This window comes from Gemmata sp. SH-PL17, assembly GCF_001610855.1.
In the GTDB taxonomy this organism is placed as follows: Bacteria; Planctomycetota; Planctomycetia; order Gemmatales; family Gemmataceae; genus Gemmata; species Gemmata massiliana.
In genome coordinates this window covers 366,893-391,806 of the sequence record NZ_CP011271.1, presented here as the reverse complement: position 1 = coordinate 391,806, position 24,914 = coordinate 366,893, and the positions used below count along the sequence as shown (strand labels likewise).

Annotated in this window: 23 protein-coding genes; 9 read left to right on the top strand and 14 right to left on the bottom strand. The window is 63.5% G+C overall.

The window, feature by feature from the left end; all coding sequences use genetic code 11:
- Positions 1 to 32: 32 nt before the first annotated feature.
- Both VT84_RS01520 and VT84_RS01515 read left to right on the top strand, forming a co-directional pair.
- On the top strand, positions 33 to 1,106 hold the full coding sequence (locus tag VT84_RS01520; RefSeq protein WP_082838245.1) for a DUF1559 domain-containing protein: 1,074 nt from the start codon (positions 33 to 35) through the stop codon (positions 1,104 to 1,106).
- 74 nt (positions 1,107 to 1,180) lie between these two features.
- Positions 1,181 to 1,381, top strand: coding sequence for a hypothetical protein (locus VT84_RS01515; protein ID WP_082838244.1), 201 nt, complete (start codon positions 1,181 to 1,183; stop codon positions 1,379 to 1,381).
- A 102-nt stretch (positions 1,382 to 1,483) separates the two neighbouring features.
- Here the strand turns inward: VT84_RS01515 and folK are convergent, their stop codons facing one another.
- A complete protein-coding gene (gene folK / locus VT84_RS01510) occupies positions 1,484 to 2,788 on the bottom strand; it encodes a 2-amino-4-hydroxy-6-hydroxymethyldihydropteridine diphosphokinase (RefSeq protein WP_082838243.1) in 1,305 nt (434 codons plus the stop codon).
- Between the two features lie 87 nt (positions 2,789 to 2,875).
- Positions 2,876 to 3,109 (bottom strand): small basic protein, encoded by a 234-nt coding sequence (locus tag VT84_RS01505; RefSeq protein ID WP_082838242.1) that lies wholly within the window; start codon positions 3,107 to 3,109, stop codon positions 2,876 to 2,878.
- A 188-nt stretch (positions 3,110 to 3,297) separates the two neighbouring features.
- On the opposite strand from VT84_RS01505, the gene VT84_RS01500 reads away from it, so the two are divergent.
- Complete coding sequence (locus tag VT84_RS01500) at positions 3,298 to 4,275, top strand: hypothetical protein (RefSeq protein WP_082838241.1); 978 nt, start codon at positions 3,298 to 3,300, stop codon at positions 4,273 to 4,275.
- A 107-nt stretch (positions 4,276 to 4,382) separates the two neighbouring features.
- On the opposite strand, the gene VT84_RS01495 is transcribed toward VT84_RS01500, so the two are convergent.
- Positions 4,383 to 5,540 carry a tetratricopeptide repeat protein gene (locus tag VT84_RS01495; protein WP_162271555.1) on the bottom strand — a complete coding sequence of 386 codons (1,158 nt, stop codon included), beginning with the start codon at positions 5,538 to 5,540 and terminating at the stop codon, positions 4,383 to 4,385.
- Positions 5,541 to 5,715: 175 nt separating this feature from the next.
- Here VT84_RS01495 and VT84_RS01490 point away from each other — a divergent pair, with 175 nt between their 5' ends.
- Entirely contained in the window at positions 5,716 to 6,063 is a 348-nt protein-coding gene (locus VT84_RS01490; RefSeq protein WP_157469087.1) for a hypothetical protein, read from the top strand.
- Positions 6,064 to 6,335: 272 nt separating this feature from the next.
- Here the strand turns inward: VT84_RS01490 and dps are convergent, their stop codons facing one another.
- Together dps and VT84_RS01480 are read right to left on the bottom strand one after the other, a co-directional pair.
- On the bottom strand, positions 6,336 to 6,848 hold the full coding sequence (gene dps / locus VT84_RS01485) for a DNA starvation/stationary phase protection protein Dps (protein WP_082838238.1): 513 nt from the start codon (positions 6,846 to 6,848) through the stop codon (positions 6,336 to 6,338).
- A gap of 127 nt (positions 6,849 to 6,975) precedes the next feature.
- Entirely contained in the window at positions 6,976 to 7,887 is a 912-nt protein-coding gene (locus tag VT84_RS01480) for a hypothetical protein (protein ID WP_082838237.1), read from the bottom strand.
- Positions 7,888 to 8,257: 370 nt separating this feature from the next.
- On the opposite strand from VT84_RS01480, the gene VT84_RS01475 reads away from it, so the two are divergent.
- Positions 8,258 to 8,599 (top strand): hypothetical protein, encoded by a 342-nt coding sequence (locus tag VT84_RS01475; protein WP_082838236.1) that lies wholly within the window; start codon positions 8,258 to 8,260, stop codon positions 8,597 to 8,599.
- 81 nt (positions 8,600 to 8,680) lie between these two features.
- Here the strand turns inward: VT84_RS01475 and VT84_RS01470 are convergent, their stop codons facing one another.
- The 3 genes from VT84_RS01470 to VT84_RS01460 all read right to left on the bottom strand — a co-directional run bounded on the left by VT84_RS01470 (position 8,681) and on the right by VT84_RS01460 (position 11,066).
- A complete protein-coding gene (locus tag VT84_RS01470; RefSeq protein ID WP_052560981.1) occupies positions 8,681 to 9,238 on the bottom strand; it encodes a hypothetical protein in 558 nt (185 codons plus the stop codon).
- Positions 9,239 to 9,324: 86 nt separating this feature from the next.
- On the bottom strand, positions 9,325 to 10,545 hold the full coding sequence (locus VT84_RS01465) for a PQQ-binding-like beta-propeller repeat protein (RefSeq protein WP_052560980.1): 1,221 nt from the start codon (positions 10,543 to 10,545) through the stop codon (positions 9,325 to 9,327).
- Between the two features lie 26 nt (positions 10,546 to 10,571).
- Positions 10,572 to 11,066, bottom strand: a complete 495-nt coding sequence (locus tag VT84_RS01460) for a hypothetical protein (RefSeq protein WP_052560979.1) — start codon at positions 11,064 to 11,066, stop codon at positions 10,572 to 10,574.
- 249 nt (positions 11,067 to 11,315) lie between these two features.
- Between VT84_RS01460 and VT84_RS01455 the strand changes: the two genes are divergently transcribed.
- A complete protein-coding gene (locus VT84_RS01455) occupies positions 11,316 to 12,305 on the top strand; it encodes a DUF1559 domain-containing protein (protein WP_052560978.1) in 990 nt (329 codons plus the stop codon).
- Positions 12,306 to 12,396: 91 nt separating this feature from the next.
- Positions 12,397 to 12,828 (top strand): hypothetical protein, encoded by a 432-nt coding sequence (locus tag VT84_RS01450; RefSeq protein WP_082838234.1) that lies wholly within the window; start codon positions 12,397 to 12,399, stop codon positions 12,826 to 12,828.
- Positions 12,829 to 12,868: 40 nt separating this feature from the next.
- Here VT84_RS01450 and VT84_RS01445 read toward each other — a convergent pair whose 3' ends face one another.
- Positions 12,869 to 13,303 (bottom strand): YkgJ family cysteine cluster protein, encoded by a 435-nt coding sequence (locus VT84_RS01445; protein WP_082838233.1) that lies wholly within the window; start codon positions 13,301 to 13,303, stop codon positions 12,869 to 12,871.
- Positions 13,304 to 13,451: 148 nt separating this feature from the next.
- Between VT84_RS01445 and VT84_RS01440 the strand changes: the two genes are divergently transcribed.
- Together VT84_RS01440 and VT84_RS01435 are read left to right on the top strand one after the other, a co-directional pair.
- Entirely contained in the window at positions 13,452 to 14,453 is a 1,002-nt protein-coding gene (locus VT84_RS01440; RefSeq protein ID WP_052560975.1) for a beta-ketoacyl-ACP synthase III, read from the top strand.
- Between the two features lie 209 nt (positions 14,454 to 14,662).
- Positions 14,663 to 16,993: a spermidine synthase gene (locus VT84_RS01435; protein ID WP_052560974.1), complete on the top strand. Its 2,331-nt coding sequence runs from the start codon at positions 14,663 to 14,665 to the stop codon at positions 16,991 to 16,993.
- A 356-nt stretch (positions 16,994 to 17,349) separates the two neighbouring features.
- Here VT84_RS01435 and VT84_RS01430 read toward each other — a convergent pair whose 3' ends face one another.
- The 5 genes from VT84_RS01430 to VT84_RS37930 form a co-directional block, all read right to left on the bottom strand.
- Positions 17,350 to 19,548, bottom strand: coding sequence for a protein-disulfide reductase DsbD family protein (locus VT84_RS01430; protein WP_082838232.1), 2,199 nt, complete (start codon positions 19,546 to 19,548; stop codon positions 17,350 to 17,352).
- Between the two features lie 170 nt (positions 19,549 to 19,718).
- Entirely contained in the window at positions 19,719 to 20,303 is a 585-nt protein-coding gene (locus VT84_RS01425; RefSeq protein ID WP_082838231.1) for a hypothetical protein, read from the bottom strand.
- A 149-nt stretch (positions 20,304 to 20,452) separates the two neighbouring features.
- The gene (locus VT84_RS01420; protein ID WP_082838230.1) at positions 20,453 to 22,276 is read right to left on the bottom strand and encodes a thioredoxin-like domain-containing protein; all 1,824 of its coding nucleotides are present in this window, start codon (positions 22,274 to 22,276) and stop codon (positions 20,453 to 20,455) included.
- 90 nt (positions 22,277 to 22,366) lie between these two features.
- Positions 22,367 to 23,908, bottom strand: coding sequence for a M48 family metallopeptidase (locus VT84_RS37935; protein ID WP_157469081.1), 1,542 nt, complete (start codon positions 23,906 to 23,908; stop codon positions 22,367 to 22,369).
- 341 nt (positions 23,909 to 24,249) lie between these two features.
- Positions 24,250 to 24,900, bottom strand: a complete 651-nt coding sequence (locus VT84_RS37930; protein ID WP_157469078.1) for a TIGR03000 domain-containing protein — start codon at positions 24,898 to 24,900, stop codon at positions 24,250 to 24,252.
- Positions 24,901 to 24,914: the final 14 nt, after the last annotated feature.

Genomic DNA, 24,914 nt, shown 5'->3' with positions numbered 1-24,914 from the left:
GGCTACGATGCGCGTTCCAACTCGGAGACTCAATGATGCCCGGTACCCGTCCGAATCGCAGCCGCAGCGCCTTCACGCTGATCGAGCTGTTGGTGGTGATCGCCATTATCGCGATCCTCATCGGTTTGTTGCTCCCGGCCGTGCAGAAGGTCCGCGAAGCCGCGGCTCGCATGAAGTGCCAGAACAATATGAAGCAGATCGGTCTGGCCGTACACAATTTCGAGAGCGCGAACGGGGTCATCCCGTACAGCAAGAACCGCTGGACGCTCGTCGGGCCGCTGGTTCAGTTGCTCCCGTATGTGGAGCAGGAGAACATCTACAAGCAACTCGACCCCCGGATCTACAATCTGGTCCCGTCCAGTGTGACGACCAGTCCGATCGACGGTGGCGACTGGCTCGTGGCCTTCTGGCCGTCAACGTTCTCCGTGAGCCGCAACCGGGTCAAGATGTTCGAGTGCCCGTCCGACCCGTCGCTGTACGAGGCTTCTGGCGCCATCGCGACCAACATCGGTCAAGGGAACATCAGCTCGTCGGGCGGCGCCACGCAGTCCGGTGCGGGGAGCGGGGGCGGCTACACTTCGTCCTCTCTTATTAACGCGGGCGGGCTGCCGGGGCTGACGAACTACATGCCCAACGCGGGTACGCTCGGCCAATACAACGTCACCAACACGGCCAGCCTCTCTCAACCGTTCTACGCGGCCCACGCCGGCCCGTTCACCTACGAAAACCGCACGACGATCATCGGCATCACCGACGGTTCCTCGAACACGATCGCGTTCTTCGAGTACACCGGCGACTTCGCGAACTCCGGGGCCTCCAGTGGCCCGCTCGGTGCACGGACCTGGAGCACCGCGTGGATGAGCGCGACCGGGATGCCGCTGTACTGGTCGGCGACCAGCCGGCCGGGCTTCTACTCGGCCAGCAGTTTCCACACCGGCATCATCAACGCGGTTTTCTGTGACGGGTCCGTTCGCAGTCTCCGCTCCGGGAACGCGCTGCCGACCTCGGCGGCCGAAATCGCCAACCGCACGAACACATCGTGGGACGCCCTCCAGCGCTACGCCGGGAGCCGCGACGGGGATACTCCGACCGACGCGATCAACTGACCGAAACGGCTGTCAAAAATCCGACCGGGCACTGCTCCCGGTCGGCTCTTTATTTTAGTTCTCACGGAGGCGATATGAAGCGTTTCACATTCCCGGTGCTTTTGGCCGCGTTCGTCGTCCTTGCCGCGGGTTGCGGCAAGGACGACGATCCGAACAAAAACCTGAAGCCGATTGACCCGAACACCCCGAAGCCCATGGGCGCGGGTGCCGGTCCCGCGCCGAAACAGGGTCCGGGTGATGGTTCTAAAGCCCCCGCTCCCGTTTCCCCTCCCTAAAAAGAACGGAATCCAGGCCCCACGATCAACGGACGGAAGAACCGAGCCGTCGATCGTGGGCAATCTCACGAACAATTGGAATCGGTCAGGACAGCACCCACTTCACGCCCGTACCGCCCCGCCGTTGACGCGGATCGTTTGACCGGTGACGAACGCGGCCGCTGGGCTTGCCAACCACCGTGCCGTAGTAGCGATATCTTCGGGCAACCCCCACACTTCCAACGGCGTCTCATCTCGCACGCGACTCTGCCACACCGGAGAAGCCGTCTCCCCCCACGCGGTGCGAATCCAACCCGGCGCAATGCAGTTCACACGAACTTCCGGCGCCAGCGAGAGTGCGAGGCTGCGAGTGAAGCACGTCACCGCTCCCTTCACGGCCGCGAACAGTTGACCACTATCGCCTTCCATGCCCGTTTCGGCCTGATCCCAACCGATGGTGATGATGCACCCGCGCCCGCGCTCTTTCATGCGCGTGCCGATGTCGCGTGATAGGTGCATCGTCGCTTTAAGATCGATGGCGAGTAGCGCGTCCAGTTTCTCGTCGAAGGACCATTTCGCCGCCGCGCCGGTCAGCGTGTCCGCGCCGGCGTTGCATACGAGGATATCGAGGCCGTCAAAGGCGTCCCACGCGCGAGCCGCGAGACGTTTCGCGGCGCCCGACACGCTCAGGTCTTCCCCAATACCCACAGCACGAACGCCTCGATCGCGGTACGAGCGCAAAATTGCCTCTGTACCGATCCCGAACGCGGTCATTTCGTCTTCGCTCGCGGCACCGAGCGGCGGAATAAACCCGCGCCCGTGAAGCACCACATCGGCACCGTGCTCCGCGAACGCGGTCGCAATGGCCCGGCCGATGCCTGATGTGGACCCGGTGACGAGCGCTCGCAGTCCGGATAGTTCGCGCGCGGGCGGTCGGCCCGGTGCGGATAGCACACGCACGTCGTCACGTGCGAGCGCGGCCGCGAGTTCTCGGATCGTCTTCTTTAGTACCGGGTGAACGACGTCGGGAGCGATCTCAGCCAGCGGTACGAGCACGAACGCGCGATCGTGTGCCCGCGGGTGCGGGACGAGCAGTTCCGGGGTGTTGATAACCGCGTCGTCGTACAGGACGAGATCGAGATCGAGCGTGCGCGGGGCGTTAGTTTCCGTGCGAATGCGCCCGAATTGGTGTTCGACTTGGTGCAGGAACTGGAGCAGATCGTGAGGGGAGCGGTCCGTCTCAACGCCGACGACCGCGTTCAGAAATTCGCCGGCCCCGGGCGGACAATCGACCGGGGCCGTTTCGTAGAACCCGGACCGCGTGACCACGCGCAAACCCGGTTCGGCCCGAAGGCGCTGAACCGCGGCCGAGAGCGTGCCCCAGCGGTCGCCGAGGTTGGAACCGAGAGCAATGTACGCGAGTGGCATGGTTCAAGGGTATCGGTAACAGTTCGCGGCATCCGAGGGACGAATCCCCTCAATACCTTACTGGAACCGACACCCCGAGAACCGCAACTACTTCTTCCCGCCCTTGCCGGCCGCGGGAGCCGCATCGCCTTCGGCCGCTTCCTTCTTGACCTTCTTCTTCAGCGCGACCTTTTGAACGCGGGTCTTCGGCAGCCCATAGGGGCTGCTGTCGGTCCCGAACTTGCCGTTCTCCAGCATCTTCGCGATGCGTTCGGCGCGGGTGAGGACGCACCGTTGACGAGACATGCCGGCTTTGCGCTTCAGGCTCTTATCGATGGACATTGTCGTGTTCGGTGTTCGGTGTTCAGTGTTCGGGGTCGGGGCGACAGGGCACCGACCACCGCGAACTGTGATACTATAACCCCTACATTCCGGCGGCAAGCCAACCTCTCCGCCTCTCGGCTCCAATATGGCCCGTGTGTAGCGCTAGAGCCGTCGTTGCAAGGACGTGACCTAATTCGGAGCACGAAATGGCCGAGGAATCTGACGAACTGTTTATTCCAATGGTCGACGCGCAGGGACGCGTTACGGGCGCTATGGATCGGGCGACGGCCGACTATTTGGCTTCAGTCGCGCCCGATCCGACACAAGCAGCGCTCGACTCGGTCCTCTCCCGCACGACGCGAATCAAATTGTTTGCCTCGCGCGTCGACGAGAATCGCATCTTTCAGTTCGATGTGTTGCGCCTCGACATTTCCGATCCGGCGAGGCTCGCCTCACTTCGTGAGGCGCTGCGTATTGTTGAAGATCCCGACTCGTTCGGGCACCTGCTGTCGATCGAGGACCACCAATTGGAGTTGTGGGCGGGGGACGAACACCTCTCGACTCTCTCGCTCCTCTACTGGATGGCGATCCGCTGGCCGAATATTTGGAAGCACGACGCGCGGTTAGCCGATCGCCGGCGATTGGAAAACTGGCTCGTCGAGCACGGCATTCCCGACGCACAGCAGCAACGTGAACAAGATGAGCAGCGCGAGATCGAGCGCCAACAGCAAATCGAACAGTGGCGTCAAGCAATGCCGGAGTGCCTGCGTGCGCTGTGGCCGGACGGGTTCGGGCAATACGGCGATGATATCAGTACGGCGCGATCTTTATTGACCACCGGAGTTCCAGACGCGCGCTCTCGCATTCGGGCTTTGTACCACTGGCTTGGCTCCGGAGCCGGGCCGTGGAGCGGATTTCCGTCCTACGAGTCTGCGGCCCGACGGCTGTTAATGGAGTACCCCATTGATTCCCTGCTTCGTGCCATTGGGACAGAAAGTGCCACAGAAACCGAGTTACTGGGCGCGGCACGTCTTTTGAGTGATTGGTCTTTCGAGCAGTCGCGCGCAGCCGACCGTGCGAAGTGCCCCACCCCGCTGCGCGACCGAATGATGTCGCTCGTGCAGAAACGAGGCATCCTCGATAACCTTCAACGGTTTCAGCACGCATTCGATCTCCCCGAGTGACCAAACTGCTCGCAGCAAGTGCAGTTCGTCGGTACCCCGAACTCGAAGCAAAACCGTACCCGGCGCGAGGCGATACCCACCGCGCCGCACCGAGCGACGAACTACCTTCACTTCTTTGCGGGGTGAAGCACCAAGTCGAACGTTGGGCGTGTAGTGCCGTCCTTGAACGTAACACCCAGTTTCGAGTACGCGATCCGGTCCGGGTGCTTTTGGTCGCGGGTGAACTTGCACGACAGCGACACGATGCCGTGTTCGGATAGCGGCTTCACTTCGCCCGGGTCGCACAAGCCGTTGCCGTTCGCGTCGTGCCACAGTGACAAACCATCCAGTTCCTTGCCGGCAATAACTCCGTCACCGTTGTCGTCGAGAGAAGCGAGCGCGTCGTAGCCCGTATCCCAGAACAGCCAGAACGTGACGCCGCCGAACATCTGGAGTGCGGAAGTGACCTTCCCGCTGCGTTTCGGGTCGTGAACGAGCCACGCCGCGTTTGCGTTGATCCACGTCCACTTCTTCTGAAGGCCGGTGCCATCCGCATCGAACGCGACGCTCACGTTACGGTCTTCGAGGTCGGCCGCAGTGAGTCCGTCTTTTAAGGGCACGGCGATCGGCGTAACCGGGCGCGGGAGTTTCTTCAGCGTGTTCATGCGCTCGGTCAGAGTCGCGATCTCGTCCTTGTCCTTCTCTTTGTCGAGGAGTGGGATCAGGTAACCGGCACCTTCGGCCGTGATCGTGTGCCCGCCGAGGCCGAGCGCCTTCAAATCCTTGTCTTTCTTCCACCCCTCGTCGATCACCGCGCGCAGCGCCTTGATCGCGTCGTCTTTCTTGTCGGTCTGCGAGAGCAGCCATGCGTGCCCGAGCTTCGCACGCAGGTCGTCCGGAGCCAGTTTGATCGCGTCCTCGTAGAGCTTGATGGCGGTCTTCAAATGCTCCTGAGCGGCCTTGAGCTTCTCCTTGTCGTCGACCTTCACAACCGAGCGAAACGGTACAAAGGGCGATTCGTACCCGAACCAAATGGAATCGGGCGCCTTCTTGTCGACCGGCACGTCCTCGGAACGCAGCGAATAGGCCATCGCATGAACGCGGGCCAAGTTCAGGATCGCGTTCGCGTCCTTCGGGTTCTTCTTGACGACCTCTTCGAGATTTTTCGCGAGGCGCCCGACCGGGACTTTATCGGTTTCGACCCGCATATAAATCGCTCGCGCGCCCTCAGCGACAGTTCCGAGAGCAATTAGCGCGAGGACGAGTTTGAAGCTGAACCGTGGCATTGGCGCCCCCTGGGAGTGAACGAGCGGGCGAAAGCGGATGATAACCCTCCACCCACACACGTGTAAACTGCCGGCCCTCGCCTCGTTACCGAACCCAGTGACCGTGTGAAAGCCCCAGCAGATTCGGGCCGGTGAATGCTGGGTCGTTGATCGCCTTTTGGGTAAGAAATAGCCCATGAGTGACATCGAACTGGCCATCACGCGGACCAAAGCGCTGGAAGCGCTTCTGGAGCAAGCCTTCAATGCGACCGGTAAGGGCTTGCACGATAAGGTGACGAGCGTGCAGAACCGGCTCCCGCAACCCCTGGTGCGGAAGATCCGGTTCGTCGCGACCGTGCGGAACAAGATCGTCCACGAGTCGGACTACAAGCACATCGATGACCGCGACGGCTACATCCGCGCCTGCGACGAGGCCGAGGCCGAACTGCGTGCGCTGGCCGCTCCCCCGAAAGTCATTAACAAGGGTTGCTTCGGACTGGTGCTGTTATTCGGAGTTGTGGGCGTGGTTTGGCGCTTGGTGTGAGTCGCAAAGAGCAAAGCCGCCGCGGATGAACGCAGAAAACGCGGATTAAAACAGAGAACAGGCGCGGAATTGGCTTTAAGCCCCGTTAGGGGCGAAAGCGAGTAGCCAGGGGTGAAGCCACCCGCCAGGGGTTGTGCTCGCGGGGCCTCGCTTCACCCCTGGCTACTCGCTTTCGCCCCTAACGGGGCTTGTACTAATCGCTGTTCTCTGTCTTCTGATCTCTGCTCTGATCCGCGTTTTCTGCATTCATCCGCGGCGGATTTCATCTTGCCTTAGCCCTGCAAGTGCGATTCGAGGAAGTACAGCGACTGGTCGAGGTCGCGTGACACTTGCGTGAACAGGTCGGACGTTCCCTTGTCACCCAGTTCGTCCGCGGTGTCGATCGCTTCGCGGGTCGTTTTGCCGAGCGCCGCGAACCGCTCGGCCAGCGCCGCGACGACGTCCAGCCCCTTGTGCGTACCGGACGGGAACTCCGGCACGCGGCTCGACGACGCGGCCTGTCGCGTGGTACCCAGCGCGACCCCACCCAGGGCCGTTGCGCGTTCCGCGATCTCGTCGATGTGTTCTTCCAGCCCTTCCGCGAGTTCGTCGAACAGCTTGTGTAGCGCGATGAAGTCCGGCCCCTTCACGTTCCAGTGCGCGAACTTGGTTTGCGACATCAGGTCGAACGTGTCCGCGAGGTGCTGGTTCAGCAGCGAAATGGACTTCGTCCGGGTTTCGGCCGCGAGATCGTTTCGCGTGGAGAAGGTCGTGCCCGAGTCGCCCTTCTTGGTGGCAGTGCTCATGTTTGTCTCCTTCGGTGGCGAGTGTCCGTCCCCTAGCACGGGAGTGTACCCGATGTGAGACGGCACCTAACGCACTTTTCAACCGATAGAGAGCAACGGCCGTGCCGATACCTCGGCGCCGAAAACGTTACTTCGGTGAGCCAATCACCACCGCGGGCGCCGTCGTTGACGGCGGGAACTGGAACGGGATCACCGGCACCTCACTGATAATGGACGACTTGGGCGCGCCCGGGATCGGAAGCGGAGGAAGGTCACCCGGTGCCGGCGCCGGCGGGGTCAGTGTGCCCGGCAGTGCGGGCACGGGCAGCGGTTCGGTGCGCGGGGCCGGCAGGGTCGGCACCGGCAGTAGGTCGGAAGCCGAGGGCACCGGGAGCGGAGCGAGTTTCGCGTCGGGCACGGACGGGCTGAACGGCTTGATGACCGGCACTTCGGGCTTCGGCAACGGCGGAGGCGCTTGCGTCGGGGCTTCGACCGCCCCGGAATCGAGTGTGTCGAACTTGCCCGTGCCGCTCGACACCGGATGCGGTTGTGAAGCCGGCCCCGGCTTCGGGTTCGACCAGGCTGGCGGGACATAGGGAACGGACGGCGTGATCGGCGCCGGGCGAACCGGTTCAGCGGGCACGGTAATCGCGGAGGCCGGCTGGACGATGTTCACGCCCGCGACCTCACCGCCGTACTGGAAGCCGAGGTAGTAGTCGCGGATCAAGACGTTGTCTTCACCGGGACCGGCGGTCCTACTGCGCACGAGACTGGCCGGTGATACGACCGGTGGCTGCGCGCCCGCGCCGCGATCGAGGTACGCCGTGTACCCGTCCAGGAACCCGTCGCGGAACTCGTTGCTGAAGACGCGATCGGAGTGGCGGGCACCAACAGCCAGCCACGCGGCACGCGCGTCGCGCCGCTGTTCGCGCTCGATCCCGAGGCGCGTCCGGCTCGGCGCGGGGTCGTCCGACACCCGGTTCGCGACGTGACGAAGCGCTCCGCACCCGGCGAGCGCTGGGACGAGTAGCCCCGCCCACGCGATCGACTTCCACCCCATGACAACCTCGCCCGCGGGAGTTCCAACTCGGAGAAATCGAGTGTCGAATCCGTGACCCGGCGTGCCGCTCGATCCCGATTTCACCCGTTTTTGGGTGAACTTGGTCTAGATCGGCCGAACATACCGGCCGTGTTCAGCAGTTGGGCGAAATTCCGCGCCTGCGCCAGTTGCGCGGTTCGCGTCGTGTGCCAGATTTAACACAGTGAGTGTGGCGGCGCCGGTTGGCGCGGCGGGTAAGCACAAGATGTCCCGCAACTCGGCTTGATTCGCTGCCCGCCGATCTTGTCGCGGTCGATGAGTGCGACACCGGTTCGATTCGCGGTCACGGTCGAGCCGCCCTTATTCCCCCCAAGCTCAAGGAGTCCGCATCATGGCAAAGGCACCAGCAAAGGCCCCGGCGAAGAAACCGGCCGTGAAGAAGGCCGCTGCTAAGAAGCCCGCACCGAAGGCCGTTGCTAAGAAGCCCGCACCCAAAGCAGTGAAGAAGGCCGCACCGAAGACGGCCGCCGTTAAGAAGGTAGCCCCGAAGGCGGCCGCCAAGAAAGCCGCTCCCAAGACGGCCACCGTGAAGAAGGCCGCTCCCAAGAAGGCTGCTCCGGCCGCGAGCAAGGTCACCAAGAAGAAACCCGCCCCCAAGAAAGCTCCGGCCCCGGCGCCCGTGGCGACTCCGGAACCGGCGCCCGCGGCGACTCCGGCTGCCCCGCCTGCGTAAGTTCGCGGAACAGTGGGTACGCTTCGGACAGGGTGAGCTTCGGCTCACCCTTTTTCTTTGGTTGTGGGTGTAGAGGCGGGGTCACACCGGCGGTTCGTCGATCGAGGTGTCGTCGGCCACGGAGGGGGGCTTCAGCCCGGGGGCGCGGGCGTTCAACTTCTGCTGCCGGTACACGGCCAAATCGCGCTGCAACTTCACCTCGTGATCGGCCTTCAGTTCCTTGTAGCGCGCCATCCAGTATTTCCGCGTGGCCCAGAAATCGACCGTCGCGAGGCACACGGCGACGAACACCAACCCCATCACGCCGATCCAGTAAAAGCCGACGATCCGCGTGAACTGGCGGTCCTCGTCCGTGCGCGGGTCGGGTTCGGTATCGGGCGCGCCCCCGACCTTGCGCTCGGGGATCGCGTCCATCCGCGCGTCCATACCGGACACGTAATAGTTCGCGATTAACACGCCGAGAAGGACGAGCAACCCGGACGTGGCCACCCGGCGCCGGGCCTGTCCGCGCCGGTACGCGCGGTCCTCGTCGGGGAGAAAGGGTTCGTCCGCCAACGCGCGAAGTGCTTTGCGCTGGCGGGCGATCATGGCCGAGCCGACCAGCACCAGAACCGCCGCGAGTATCAGGCCGTAAATCACGGGGCACCTGGAACGTATGGAGCGGAGTTTTGGTCCGCGGCCTTGACGCCTTGGCGGACCGGCCGAACCCGGCCCGCCTTATGAAGTCACTTCTTCCCGTTCAGGTCGAAGCAGAACAGTTCCTTCTCGTCGCGGAGGTACAGTTTACCGTCCACGAGAGCCGGGTGCGCCCACGTGGTGCCGCACACTTTCGAGCGCGCGAGCTCCTTGAACTCTTTCGAGTTCGCCTCGAACAGCGACAGGAACCCGTTGTCGTCGAGCATGAGGAGCGTTTCCTTCCCCGCCGGGCCGCACCGCAGGATCGCCGCGTGGTACTTGCCGACGTTCTTCTTCTCCCACGCGACCTTGCCCGTCTTCAGTTCGACGCACCGCAGGGTGATGCTCGCGTTCGTCAGCGAGGCCATGCCGTTCACCATGTAAAGGTACTCGCCGACCACAACCGGAGTCGAGAAGTAACAGGTGAGCGCCTTGTTCTCCCACACTTTCTCGGCCTTATTGTCGGCTACCTTGACCGTGATGCTCCCGGCCGTCACGGAACTGGCGAAGATCAGTCCGCCGGCGGAAAGCGGCGTGGTGGAGGACTCGTTCAGTTTGTCCTTGAACGGAACTTCCCAGAGCGGTTTGCCGTCCAACCCCACCCCGCGGACGTGCGAACCGGTCAGCGCGACGATTTGCTCGTTGATAATGGTCGGCGAGGCGTAGCTCGACGGGTCGTCGGTCGCTTTCCACGCGGTCTTGCCGGTCTTCGCGTCGAGCGCGACGATCCCGGCTCCCTTCCCGCCCACCAGCGCAACCACTTTATCCCCGGCGACGAGCGGCGACGCAGAGGTGCCGAAGAACAGGTTCTTCGCGTTGAACTCCTTGAGCGCGTCCACCTTCCAATCGGTTTCGCCAGTTTTCGCGTCCCAGGACGCGAGGACGCCGGTCCCGCCGTAAGTGAAGACCTTATCACCACTCACCGACGGTGTGCCGCGCGGCCCGTTCCCGAACAGCGGCTTGAACTCCGGGCGATCGTAGCTCTTCTCCCACTTCAGGTCACCGGTCTTCGCATCGAACGCGGCCAGCGCGTCGGCGTTCTTGCCCTTCGGCTGATAGAAGGCGTACACGACCCCGCCGGCAACAACGGGCGAGCTGTGCGCCTCGCCGACCGGCTTCGTCCACACGGGCTTGAGGGTGCCCTCCCACGGCGCGACCGGTTCGGTCGTACTGTTGTCACGATTCAGCCCGAGGAACTGCGGCCAATCGGCCGCACTCAGCGAGAGCGCGGGCACGAAAGTGAGCGCTAAAGCAGCGAGGAAGCGGGACATGCGGACCTCCTGGCGACCCGGAGGCGTCAGCCCCCGGAGTGATTGACGACGGGCAGCGGCACCCGTGTCACGGGCGGTGTCATGCTATCGCCTGCCCGATCGTTTGGCCCCGCCTCGCGCGGGGCGTTCAAGAAGTGGTGGAGGGGCGCGTAGTGCCAGCCCGTGTCGTGCGCGTCGGCGATCCGCTTCAGCTTCGTGAGGGCCTCTTCCGTGATCTCCGTCATGCGCGCCTCGTACCCCGGATCGCAGAAGTAGATCCGGCACCCGAGCGGGCGCGCCTCACGCATGGTGCAAAGCCCCCCAACCTGGAACGGGCACCCGTCGCGTGAAACGGGCTGTTCGTAGTGGGGCGCGTGCGCGAGCAGGATCTCCGCCTCGAACGCACTAATGAAGAGCGTGTGCCCGTACTCGGTGAACCGACAGCACTGCCCAGACGCATCGCACCGCGGCCGGGCCTGAGCAACGCCCGCGTCCGCGTCCGCGTACACCGCGAGCACTTCCTTCCGCACCTCGTCAGTCATCAGAGCAGTTCCAGTCGTGGGTCAAAATCCGGAGCGGGAACGTGGGTCATTGTCACACGGAGGCGCCGCTGATAGCGTGGGCACATTTATGAACGCACACCACAACCGGGAGCCGATACTTCAAGCGGCCGCGCCGATTTAACGAAAAGCCTTGACGGAAATTTACACTTCGCTCATGATGAAGTCCCCGTTTGTTTTATGTTCGCCCCTACTTCGTGTGTTTTTCTCATTTTTCGTTCGGAGTCGGTCATGCCTCTCTCCCTCTCTCGTGCCCCCCGCTCGCGCGGGTTCACACTCATTGAATTGCTGGTGGTAATCGCCATTATTGCGATCCTCATCGGGTTGTTGCTCCCGGCGGTCCAGAAAGTGCGCGAGGCCGCGGCCCGGGCACAGAGCCAGAACAACATCAAACAGACGCTCCTCGCGTGCCACAACGGGCACGACACCACGAACTACCTGCCGCCGGTCGTGTCGTTCTGGTGGAGCAACCCGACGAACTTCACGTACTCCAGCAGCGACGCGACGTTCTACTTCTCCCTGCTCCCGTACTACGAGCAGGGCGCGATCTCCGCGGGCATCTCGAACTGGGGCGGCTCCGGTTTGGGCCAGGTCGGTGCCACCGGCAAGGCGGCGATGAGTTTCCCGATCAAGATCCTGACGGCCCCGAACGACCCGAGCGGCGGGGACGGCATCTTCGTCCGCGGGTTCAACGCGGACTGGATGTGGGATCCGGCGAAGAGCGCGGGCGGCGTGGACGTGGCCCTGTGCAGTTACGCCTGTAACTTCCAGGTGTTCGGGCGCCCGGGCCAGAACGCCAATGACCCGTGGGACTGGCAGAACACGGCCGGCAAGAGCACGCTGACGAGCATCTCCGACGGCACCTCGAACACCATCTTCGTCGCCGAGAAGCGGAAAGCGTGTGGCCCGTCCGGGACGCCGAACAACTCGAACACGTTCGGCACCGCATGGGGGCACCCGGCCGACGACCGGTACTGGCCGACCTTCGCCCGCATCCCGGTCAGCACGGGCGTGCCGGTCGATCAGCGCCAGTTCCCGGTCCCACAGTTCGCCCCGACGAACGCGAACTGCGACAACTACCGCGCCCACGGCATGTCCTCGGGCGTAATCATGGTCGGCCTCGGCGACGGCAGCGTGCGCGGGGTCTCGTCGAGCGTCACGCAACTCACCTGGAGCCAGGCCGTCCTACCGCGCGACGGCAGCGTGCTGAGCAACTGGTAACCCCCCACCCGGAGACCGGCCCCGCACTCCCGAGCGCCGGGGCCGGTCGCTTTTCACACCCTCTCCACCTCCCGCAAGCGGACGTTCAAGAATGCGCCGGACAGCCTCATTATTCCTGGGTATCGCAACGGTCACACTGGCCACACTCGGGTGCTCGTCGAAGTCGGAAACGAAAGAAACCGTCGTCACCGGTTCGGTCCTTCTCGACGGCGAAAAGCTGACGATGGGTGAAGTGTACTTTGAAGCCGAAGACGGCAAAGCGAGCGCACGCGGGGAGATCGCCCCGGACGGCACGTACCGGATGCCGTCCGCTCCGTTGGGCAAGGTCAAAGCCGCCGTGCGCACCGCGAACTACGCCCGGTTCGCGCGCCCGGCATCGAAAGACGGTAAGGCGATTACCGTGGGCGGGCGCGACGGCACCTACACAGCCGTGCCGAAGAAGTACGAAGACATCGCGACGTCCGGCCTCAGCTACACGGTGGCCGCGGACTCGGTGATCGAGATCACGATCTCCAAGAAGTAACAGCAATTCGCGACCGATCGGCCCTCCGACCGGTCGCCCCTCACATTCGGATGACCTTCAGCCGCCGGGAAATCTCCTCGACCGGGATCACCTCGCCCTTCCCCGATCCGGGACAGACTTCGCAGGTACGTTTCCAGTCTTCGGGCGTCGCCAGGTTGCTGTCCCAGAACGGCCACGTGCGGCACTGTGCCGGGCGCACGCGGTACACGGTGCAGCCCTTCTTGCGGTCGAAGAACACACAGTCGCCGTTGGTCTTCTCGCGGATCGTCCGGCGCCCGCGAGCTTTACGAGTGTGCAGGTCGCGCACTTCCTCAACTGGCTGCCCCAAAAACTCGGCGAGCGCCGCGAGTTCTTCGTCTGTTATCCACACGAAGCCGGGCGCCCCGGTGCAGCAGTCCCCGCACTGGGTACACTCGAACGCCAGCCCCTCGGCGAACCAGGGTTCGGGTGTGCGATTCTGCTTCGCGTCACTCACGTTATTCTCCGGAAATCAATGAAGCTGATGATACCGCGCGTACCGGGAGTCACCAACTGCCGCGGGAGCTTCGGCGCCTGGCGATCTGACCAAAATTCGCTATACTTAAACAGGAATTTTGTCCGTCCGCGCCCTCCGTGGTTCCGCGATGACTCAACTACTCGGTGTAGCTCTCCGCGGGACGGGTAGCTCGTTGCCCGCGCGCATCGTCCCGAACGAAGAGTTCACCGACGTTCTGAACCTGGACACGTCAGACGAATGGATTCGGACTCGAACTGGAATCCGCGAGCGCCGGTTCGCGGGCCAGGGCGAAACGTCCGCCACACTGGGAACCGCCGCGGCACGCTTGGCAATCGAGTCCGCCGGGCTGACGCCCGAAGACATTGATCTTATCGTCTGTGCGACCGTGACACCGGACCTGATGTCGCCCTCCGCGGCTACGCTTATTCAGGCCGGACTCGGGTGCCGGCACATCCCGGCTTTCGACGTGTCCGCCGCGTGCTCGGGGTTCCTCTACGCACTGTCGGTCGGGGCACAGTTCATCCGAACCGGGGCCGCGAAGCACGCACTCGTGATCGGGGCCGAGGTGCTCTCGCGCATCCTCGATTTCACCGACCGCAACTCGTGCATCCTCTTCGGCGACGGGGCCGGGGCCGTGGTACTCAGCGGCACCCCGGTGCTGAACGCGGGCGTCCGCACGATCCGGCTCTATTCCGACGGCTCGCGCCAGGAACTGATCCAGGTGCCCAGCCGCGTAACGCCGAATCCGCCGCCCGGTCCGCCGCAGCTCCAGCGCCTCGACCACATGCGGTTGAGCGGGCGCGAGGTGTTCCGGTTCGCGGTCACGCGGATGGTGGAACTGATCGAGCAAGCGGAAACGGACCTGCGCGAACTCGGGCTAAACGGAATCGACGCGCTGATCCCGCACCAGGTGAACCAGCGGATCATCGATTCGGCACTGGAGACAACCGGGTTCCCGCGCCACAAGGTCATGGTGAACCTGGACAAGTACGGGAACACGTCGGCCGCGAGCGTGCCCATTGCGCTCGATGAAGCGCTCCGCACTGGGCGCTGTAAGCCCGGCGACACGGTGCTGCTCGTCGCGTTCGGCGGCGGCCTGACCTGGAGCAGCGCGATCATCACGCTGTGAGTCAGCACGGGCGCGACAAAACGCCGTCTCGAACTCATTTTTGTATCACATTTTGCTTCGCGCGCGGCACGGGCGCTGCTGTTTTCGGGTTACGGCAAGTATCCTCTTGCCCCCGCGCGGTCGGGTCCGCATCCTGTTAACACCGGTGCCGCCGGTCGGGTCTCCCCGCCACCGCTCCGAGGGTCCACCGCCCTTCGCGGAGGTCGCGATTGCTCGCAGTCCTGTACGCGACGACTCTGTTCGTGGGGGCAGCTCTGCTGTTCCTCGTGCAACCGCTCGTCGGCAAACTGCTCTTACCGCTCGTCGGGGGTACACCCGGTGTGTGGAACACCTGCATGGTGTTCTTCCAGATCGTACTCCTCGCCGGTTATCTCTACGCGCACCGTAGCACCGGAAAGTTCGGCGTCCGCCGACAAGCGGTGTTTCACCTGCTGTTGCTCGCAGCAGTTATTGTGTCGTTCAAGGCGGCGATTGCTTACACGGGTTCGCCGGTCGCGGTCGTTCCCTCCATGCTGCCGGACGACCAGGACTCGTTGCTCCTGATGGTCGCGCGGCTCGGTGTCGTCGTCGGGATTTCGATCGGCGTGCCGTTCTTTGTGCTGTCTACTACCTCGCCGCTGCTCCAACGGTGGTTCGCCACGACCGGCCACCCGGCGGCCAAAGACCCCTATTTCCTCTACGCGGCGAGTAACGCGGGCAGCCTGCTCGGGTTGCTCGCGTACCCGCTCCTGATCGAACCGCGGCTCGCGCTCCAGGACCAACAGTGGGTGTTTGCGGGCGGCGTACTCGGGTACGTGGCACTGGTCGTGGTGTGCGCGCTCACCGTCATCCGAAATGGTGAAACCCGCGTCTCGAACGTGGAACTGAAAAAGGACGTGCCGCAGGATCTGGGGTCGGAACTCGTTCCCCCCACGTCCGTGTTTCCCGTTTCGGCCCGAAGAATCGGGCGCTGGGTCGTTCTCGCCACGCTACCGTCGAGTTTGTTGCTCGGGGTGACCACGCACATTTCGACCGACCTCGCCCCAGTACCACTCTTGTGGGTAGTACCGCTGGCGCTGTATCTCATGAGCTTCATCCTGGTGTTCGCCCGGTGGCCGGACAGCGTACACCGCGTCGTCGGCCGGGTGACGCCGATGCTGCTCCTGTTCGTCGTGCTCACGCTCTTGCTGAACGCGGCCGAACCACTGGCCCTGGTCGTGCTGCTACACATGGCGGCGTTCTTCGGCGTCTGTCTCGTGTGCCACGGCGAACTAGCCAAGGACCGCCCGCCTGCCGAGCACCTCACCGCGTTCTATTTCTGGCTGTCGCTCGGGGGCGTTTTGGGCGGGTTGTTTAACGCCCTGATCGCGCCGCTCCTGTTTTCGTCACTCGGAATGGTGGAGTACCCGCTAGCTCTCGTGCTAGCCGGGGCCGTCCGCCCGCACGACGACGAACAGGAAGGGAAGCTGCGCGTCGCCGACGTCGTGCTGGTGCTGGTGCTGCTCGGACTTTCGGTCGGGTTAGTGCTCACGGTGCAACAGTTCTTGAAGATGCCCGTGGAACAGAACACGTCCGACGCCGTTGCCCAGCGTTTGCTCCGCGGGGGGCTGATGTTCGGGATTCCGGGTGTCGCGGCGTTCGCACTGATCCGCAAGCCGGCCCGGTACTCCCTCGCACTCGCAGCGATTCTGCTCGCGGGCGCCCTCGACACGGGACTGTTCGGCGAGACGCTTCACAAGGAGCGGAACTTCTTCGGCGTGATCCGCGTGACACGCGACGGAAAGTTCATCAAGTTAATTCACGGTACCACACTTCACGGGCAGCAGCGCGCGGACGAATCCGGCCCACCGCGCCCGATGACGTACTACCACCAAAAGGGGCCGGTCGGGAACCTGTTCGACGCGCTGCCCCGGGAGCGGGTGAATAACGTCGCGGTGGTGGGTTTGGGGACGGGAGCCGTCGCGTCGTATGCGCAACCCGGTCAGAAGTGGACCTTTTACGAAATCGACCCGGCAGTCGTGCGCATCGCCAACGACAAGCAATACTTCCGGTTTCTGTCGGATTGCCGCGGGAAGTGCGAAGTGGTCCTCGGCGACGCCCGCCGGCACCTGAACCGTGCCCCGGACGGCGCGTTCGACGTTATCATCCTCGACGGCTTCTGCTCCGACGCGATCCCCGTTCACCTGCTCACGCGCGAGGCTATTGCACTGTACGTCTCGAAGCTCGCGCCCAACGGGATCATCGCACTCCACGTCTCGAACGCTCACCTGAACCTGCCGCCCCTCATCCGCCGATTGGCCGACGACCACAGCCCGTCACTGGTCACCCGCTACTGTTACGATGTGCCGCGCGACGGCGAGCCCGAAGACGGCAAGACCGAGTCGCAATGGATGCTGCTCGCACGATCGGAAAGCGACCTCGCGCCGGTTCTCAACTTCAACCGCACTCACGTCAAGAAATCGCCCATCCAGTGGGATCCCGTTAAGTTGGTAGACGGCCCTATTTGGCGCGACGACTTCGCGAACCTGCTCCGCGTGTGGAAGCGCCGCGGAGAGGAATAACGGAAGCGGCACCACTCAATGCAAAACGCCCCGAGGTAAACTCGGGGCGTTCGGCGTTAGTCGTGTGTAAGTCTACTTCCCGACCTGATGCGCGGAACGCTCACGGCAACGCCGGCCGGGTCACCCCCGGGTTCCCGGCGGAACCACGACCCGCGGGGTTGCTCCAGACCGCCGGGAACCCGGGGGTGACCCGGCCGATAGCGGTGCTAGAACAGCGTTCCCCGCGACGAGTGTGGTGGAATGTGCTCGGCTGACGCAACATCAGCCTGTCGCAGAGCGACGAGCTAAACGAATCCACAACCAACACTCGCCGTTTTACCCCGCTGGCCACGGGTTCGCAAGCACGGGAGCAGCCCTTACTTCTTCGCTTTCTCCAGCGAGTCTTTCAGGAACGCCGCGAACTGGGCCGGGTCGTTGATCTTGCCCTCTTCGTAAGTGCCGATCAGCTTTAGTTTGCCGTCGGCCTGCGGCATGAGCACCGCGTAGAGCGGGAGCTTGATGTCCTTGAAGACCTCAGTTTGGAAGTCGCGATTGACCCGCGCCTCGGCTTTGCGAGCCGCTAACCCCGGGTCGGACGAGTACGACGCGGCCGGGAGCCAGTCCGTATAGAGCTGGACCTTCTCGAAGCGCTGCATCTCCTCGCGCACCGCGGGTTGCGGGAACACCGAGTGCTCGTTGTACTTGCAGTTCGTACACGTTTCGCCGGTGAAGTCCATGAAGATCGGGCGCCCGCTCTTGCGGGCCGTCGCGATGGTATCTTTCAGGTCCGTGCTCCAACCCTCCTCCTTGTTTGTTTCCGGGAGGAGGAACGATTCGACCCAGGCGTACACGGTACCGGCCGGGCGCTGCGGTTTCCCGTCCTGGCCCTTGAACGTGGCCGGGAGCAAATACAGTGCGAGCCCGAGGAACAGTAGCGCGAAGATCAACCGCGGGACACCGATGTTGGGGCTCTCTTCGTCGTGCGGCAGGCGGTAGACGTTCAGCAGGTACAGCCCGCACGCGACGCTGATCGCGATCCACCCGCCCAGAACCACGTCGTAGGTGAAATATTGCGGTGTCGGGAGCACCCCGAGTTCGGCGGTACGAAGGAACTTGAGCGCCGCGGCCAGTTCCAAGAAGCCCATCACCACCTTCACGCTGTCGAGCCACCCACCGGATCGGGGCAGCGCCTTCATCAGCCCCGGTACAAGCGCGAGGACAAAGAACGGAGCCGCGAACGCGGTGGCAAACGCCAACCCGCCCGCAATCTCTTTCACGGTGGGTACCGCGATCAGGCTCCCGCCGGTGTCGTTCCCGGCCGAGATTCCCGCGAACCCGCCGAGGAACGGGGCCACACAGGTGAAACTGATCACCGTGAACGCCAGCGCGCCGAAGATCGTGCCGACTACGCCCCCCTTGGACTGCTTCGCCTGCAACCGCTTTTGGAGCGCGTTCGGCAGCGAGATTTCGTACATCCCGAACAGGCTCAGAGCCAGCACGAGGAACAACAGCGCGAGCAACACGTTGGTGACGGGTTGCGTGCTGAGCCACGCCATGAACTTCAGGAGCGCGAACGCGGACACCCCGAGAACCGAGATAATGGTGAGGCAGTACACACCGGCCAGTTTCAGGCGTTCACCGAACGATCCGTGTGCTTGTTTGAGGAAGATGCTGACCGTGATCGGGATCATCGGGAAGACACAGGGCGTCACGAGCGAGATCAGCCCCCACAGCGCCGCAGTCGCCACGAATGCCCACAGCCCCGTTTGCGCTCCCCCGTTACCCGCGTCGGTAGCCGTTTCAGCAGGAACGATACTCGCCGCGATCGTTTTCAGTTCGTCGGTGTAAGCCTCAACCGCTTTCGCAGTCTTGCGGGTATCGCCCTTCGCCGACGTAGGGTCAGCAGAACCGGCGGGAGCAGGCGGGGGCTTGGAACCGTTGGGGCCGCGATCAGATGTGGGTAACTTCTGCACTTTGAGGGCGTCCAACGCAGACGCAAGATCTTGTGCGTTCACACGGTCCGACGCACCTTCTTCTACCAGAAGTTCGACGGGCGGGAGCTTCCGGCCGTCCGCAGGGATACAGTTCTTGTCGTCGCACACCTGAAGATCCAGGGTGTCCAAAACGATCGCTTTAGCCCCGGGCTTTGCCTTCGGCGATACGACCGCCTTGAACTCCCAGGTAACCGGCTGATCGGTGTACTGATCCATCCCGGGCGAACCCTCGCGCGGCTTCACCTTCCATTTGACCGGCGGGTCCACCACGCCGCCGATGAAAATCAGATCGCTCGGAGAAGGGAGTTCGACGGTGTTACGGGCGCTTTGTTTCGGGTCCGTTGGGAACGCCGGATACGTCCAGGCATGCGACTTCGGCGTGACCGTCACTTTCACCGTGACGGTTTCGCCCCACTTCGCCTTTGCGGGTACGACCTGAACCGTCACGTCCCCGCGCTTAGTGAACTCTTTCGGTAATTTGCTGGCGACCTTCGCGAGCGGTTCTTCCCCGAACTGGGCACCGGCGGGCGCGGCGAGACCACACAGAACGAACAGGGCGGGCAGAAGGGCGGAGCGTGGCATGTGAGCACACCGCGATGAGGGACAAAAGCAAAGCCCACGGCTTCCGTGGGCTTTTCTATGGATCAAGGAGCGACATGCCGGTCTGCCCCGTTGATGGGGCATACAGCGGGCTTCGAGATGACCTTACAGACGCGGACCGCGTGCGCGTTATTCGCGCACCGGGCACAACGCTACTTCGTGCCGAGCGCCTTTTCGACTTCTTCCGCGAACGCCTTTTCTACCGGAACCGCGGGGCCTTCGAGCACCTTGAACGCGGCCTCGACCGGAACCGTCTTGGGGGGGAAGCAGTTGTTCTTGTCGCACACGTTCAGACTGAACGACGATAGCTTAACAGTCGTGGCGCCGGCCGCGGCCTTTGGCGACACGACCACCTTGCGAGTGTACACGGCCGTGCCCGGGCAGTACCGCAGTTCCCGGATTTCCAGGTCCGGTTCTTCCTTCGTGACGACGTCCTTCGAGTCTTCCGGCTTGCCCACGAAAATGAGTTTGTCCGGCGCGGGGAACTTGATGACGTTTACCATCCCCTCGGCCTTCTTGTCGGACTGGAACAGCGGGTACGTGTGGTACCCCTCGTTGAGTTCAATGGTCAGCGTGAACGTGACCGTTTGCCCGGGCTTCGCTTCCGCGGGCGTGAAGCGCCCCTCGACCTTCTTCACGGCCTTCTCGTACCACTTTTGAGCGCTCGCCGAACCGGGCACGAGCGCGAACGTCGCGGCCGCGGCAACCGCCAACACTGCCGCACGGGTGCGGATCATGGGAATCTCCTTCTTCTGTTGCTTTGCCGGCCTTGGTGCGTTTCGTTTTCGGCTTGGTGGCGCAGTCCCGTGCCGCAAACACAATACTTGCGCCCGCGGCACGGATTTTTCTGTTTTTCCCGGGCCTCACAAGGCGCGGAAGCCCGCGCTCACTTTTTCGGCTCGTCTGACTTGATCTCCCGCGCCACCGCGGGAGGTTCGACGCCCTTCAGTTGCAGCGTGGTCACGGCTTTCGTCGCCACGTCCACGACCCGAATGCGGTGCGCGTTCGTGTCCGCCACGAACAACTTGCCGCCCGCGAAGCTGATACCGGCCGGTTCGTTGAACGTCGTCGGCCCGAACCAGCCGATCGGGTTCCCGCCAACGAACGTCTTCAGGTCACCGGTTTTCAGGTCGAAGACCTTGATCTTGCTGTTGTAAGTGTCCGCCACGAACAGTTTACCGTCCGCGTAGGTCACGCCGAGTGCGTGCTGGAGCCGGGCCTCGGTCTTCATCATAAGCGGGTCGTCGGCCACCTGCCCCGGTCCGTCCACGTCGCCGAACGTGAACAACCCGCGCCCGACGAGTGTTTCCACCTTGCCCTCGGGGTCGAGCGGCACCTTACGCAGCGCGCTGATTTCGCTGTCCGCAACGAACAAGTTTTTGCCGTCGCTCGCCAGACCGCTCGGTTGCGCGAACATGGCCCGGCGCAGCGCCCCGTCGCCGATCGTCTCGCGCCCGTTACCCGCGTAGGGGGCGAGGCTCTTCTCTTTCAGATCCAGTAACCAAATCTGGTGGTGCCCGGCCATCGCGATGTAGAGCTTGTCCCCGTCCAGCGCCAGGTCCCACGGGCTGTTCAACCCAACTTGCTTCGCGGGCACCGCACTGGTGAGCCGGCGGTTATCGACTTCGTGGTCCTGTTCGCCGGTCCCCGCGATCGTGGTGACCGTTTTCGCCTTCAGATCGACCTCGCGGATGAGGTGATTCTTGCGGTCGGCCACGAACACCGTGTCGCCGCGAACCGCCATCCCCTGCGGGTCGTCGAATTGCGCTTTGTCGAACGCCCCGTCGGTCTTGCCCGGCGTCCCGGTGCCGATCACCGCGATCTTGTTGCCCTCAAGGTCGGTCACGACGAGCCGGTGGTGCGTGCTGTCCGCGATGAATAGGCGCTTGCCCTTCTCGTCCGCGACGACCTTACCGGGGAAGAACAGCGGGGTGTCGCCGCTCTCGCGGAACCGCGCGAGGTCGAACCGGATCGGCTTCTCGTTGAGCGTTTTCTTTTTCTTGTGCTCGTCGATCAGCTTCGCGATAACAGTGTCGAGAATCTCGTAGTTCCCCTCCCCGGAGGCGTACCCGACGAGATTGCCTTCCGGGTCGATGACCACGAGCGTCGGCCACGCCTCCACCTCGTACTTGTTCCAGATCGCGTGGTCCGCGTCGTTGATGACGGGGTGCTCGATCTGGTACCGCAGGACCGCTTTGCGGATGCTCGCGGTCGCCTTTTCGTTCTCGAACTTCGGCGAGTGGACCCCGATCACCACCAGCTCGTTCGGGTACTTCTTTTCGAGCTTAGCGAGGTCCGGCATGATGTGAATGCAGTTGATGCAGCACAGCGTCCAGAAGTCGAGAATGACGATCTTGCCCTTCAGATCCTTCTTGAGCGTGAGCGGGCCACCGCTATTCAACCACGCACTGCCCCCTTCAAGTTCCGGGGCCGCGACCTTCTTCTTTTCGTCCTTCTTGTCTTTATCATCGGCGCGGAACGCGATCGGTTCCGAGGTCTTGAGAGGAGCGATGTCCAGGTTCTTTTTGCTCTGCGATTCAGCGGGCGGGGTCGATTCCGCGCGCCCGGCTACCGCCTCGAACGTGAGGTATACCACGCCGCACCCGAGTGCCAGCGCGACGGCCCACGGCCACGCGAACTTGGTTCTGGGGGCAGGCGGTGTGGCGGTGACAACAGGCGCAGCGTCGGCCGGGGGCGGGGTGTCGCTCATCGTGCTCGCTCCTGGGTCGGTCGTGATCGGCACTATCGTAACCAATGTGGCTCCCCACGCATAGTGCGGAGCGCCGAACCCGCCCGATCCCTACAACGCATCGAACAGGTCTTTCCACCCAACGGCTTCGCCCAAAGCGACGAGCGCTGCGGCCAGGGATAACATCAGCACGCACTTGAACGCGAACAGCCGGCGCTGGAACCGGCGCTCGTCGACCAACCCGTTGGCGAGGTCCTGCAGGTACGAGATGCGCCGGGATATCGGGCCGTGCTGCCAGGCACGCACCCAGCCCCACACGGAGCGCAACACCCGGCGCAGGGTGAACCGGTCGCCGGCGTCGCACTCCATGCCGCTCAGCTCGCGCACGCGGTCGAGGGCGTGGGCGAACGTTCTGATACCGGTCGGGCACAAGCAGTTACCGCCCGGCGGGTAGACGGTCTTCTCGTCGTGCTCGGTACACGCCGGGTTCGCGCAGGAAATCGTTTTGCACCCGTACAAATCGGCCTGCCGCTCGCAGCGCCGCGACAGCGCCCCGAACACCACAAACAGGTACGCCGCAATCAGCGCGACCGGCGGAAGCAACATCCACGTTTTGGCCCCCATGAGCCAGCCCCGCAATCGTACCAACTCCTCGGACGTAGCGGCGCCGATGTACTGGTCGAGGTACAGCGTCAGTGCCGCGAGCACCGACAGACTCAGTGCGAGAAACACCGCGTACAACCAGAGGTGGCCGTGCTTCGCGTGCCCGATCTCGTGGCCGAGCACGCCGTCCAGTTCGTCCGGAGGTATGTCTTCCAGAATGCGATCGGTAAACACGACGTACCGCACTCGAGGCACCAGCCCGGTAATAAAGGCGTTTATCGCGGCCCCGTGCGTGTGCCACAGCAGGAAGTCCGCACAGCGAAAGTTGAGTCGCTTCGCCAGCGCCTCGAACCGGTCCCGCGTCGGTCCCGCGGGCATCGATCGCAGCCCCAGGAGCGGCTTCATCAGGAGCGGCATGAACAAGATGATGCACGGCACCACCGCCAGCGACGCGACCTTGTAGAGCGTGGTCCGCGACATCTCCGGCGCGTACCGGTTGAGCGTCTGCTGCGTCACGATCAGTACGACGGGCAGCGCCACCAGGAGCGCGAACTGCCGCAGGTTGTGGAGCAGGTACGCGGACCGGGACCAGTACGGGCGGTCCCCGAGGTGCAGCACGCGGTGCAGGGCGCGTTCGGCGTCGTAGTAGATGAACCAGCACCCCAGGAGAATGACGAAATAGGGGAGCGGCACCACAAGTTCAGCAAAGGGAGCGGTTTGCGCGGAGTTATTCCAGAAGACGAGCGTCTCGCGCCAGACGAGCCACCCCCACCCGAATACGAGCACGCACGCGGCGACGGTTGCGATGTTCAGGAAGAACAATGTCCGGCGCCACCAGTTATACGTTCGCGCGACCTCGTACCGACGGGCCGGGTCGAGCCGGAGCGCGCGCACGACCCAAACGCGGAGCGTGAACGCGAGTGCCAAAACGAACGCCACGGAACCGCCGGTCAGCGCGAGCGCGACCCGGCGCTCGGGGGCGAAGGGCGGGAACGGCCATTCAACCGGGAGGCAGGCCGCGATGAGTACGAACACCAAGAGTATCGGCATACTCACAGTGTACGTCGCGTCGCGGGAAATCGTTAGAGCAACCACCGTCAGACTAGCGCACTAATCGACCCGGATTTCAAGTGATTTGGTTCTTCACGTCGGGCAATATCGAGGCCCAGATCGGTTGGCAGCCTCGCACATGCGGAACGAAGTGAGTTGCGGATTTGGTGTTGAAAAGGAGGAGGGTAAAAACCCCGCACCGGTGGGTCCCTCGACCGGCGCGGGTGCCGCGCATCCCCTTCACGCGGCGTCAGAACGTAGTTCGCAACTCGTGCTGATGCAACCGTCGAAGATGTTTCGTTCTCGACGGATCGCGCAAAGTGTTGATGCGAATACTCTTATTATTTCACTTCGGCCCCGGAAACGACGAGCAACCGGCTGCGGTCACCAGAACCAAGCGTTACGGTTCGGATATTCTCGTAGGTCTTGCCGTTGACCGCCCAGCGCGCCTTGACGTCGAAAGTGTACTGTTCGCCCTGTTTGAGAATCGGCGATGTAAGCACGCGCTCCTCGCTCGCCTCTCCCTCCACCTTCTCCCCGTTCAGCCAGACTTCAGCCGCAGCCGGGAACTGAAGCGCGAGCGTCGCCGGGAACTCATTCGCCAACACGACACGCCGTTGGGGGGGACTCGGCGGAAGCACGGGCACCTCCACGACAACCGGCGCGTAGTCATATACCGGGCCGTACCCGTACCCCCCATAATCATAACCTCCATAGCCGTACCCGTACCCATATCCCCCGTAACCAAAGAGATTGTTGCGACCGTAGGGAGAGAAGTAGTGCCCTGGCCCGGCCCAGTTATGCCCCTGCATATTCCTTCCGCCCGCAGGGAATCGGTGCGTCGGTTGAGGAATGAATTGAGTGCCGGGACCAATGGGGCTGCCTTGGTGAACACCCGGCGAAAGGGGCAGAGGAGCATTGTGGCGCGGTTGTGCGCTCGCGAATCCGGCACTACCGGCCAGCGCCAGTAGTGTCGCAAGGGTGCGGATCATGGTGTCTCTCCGGT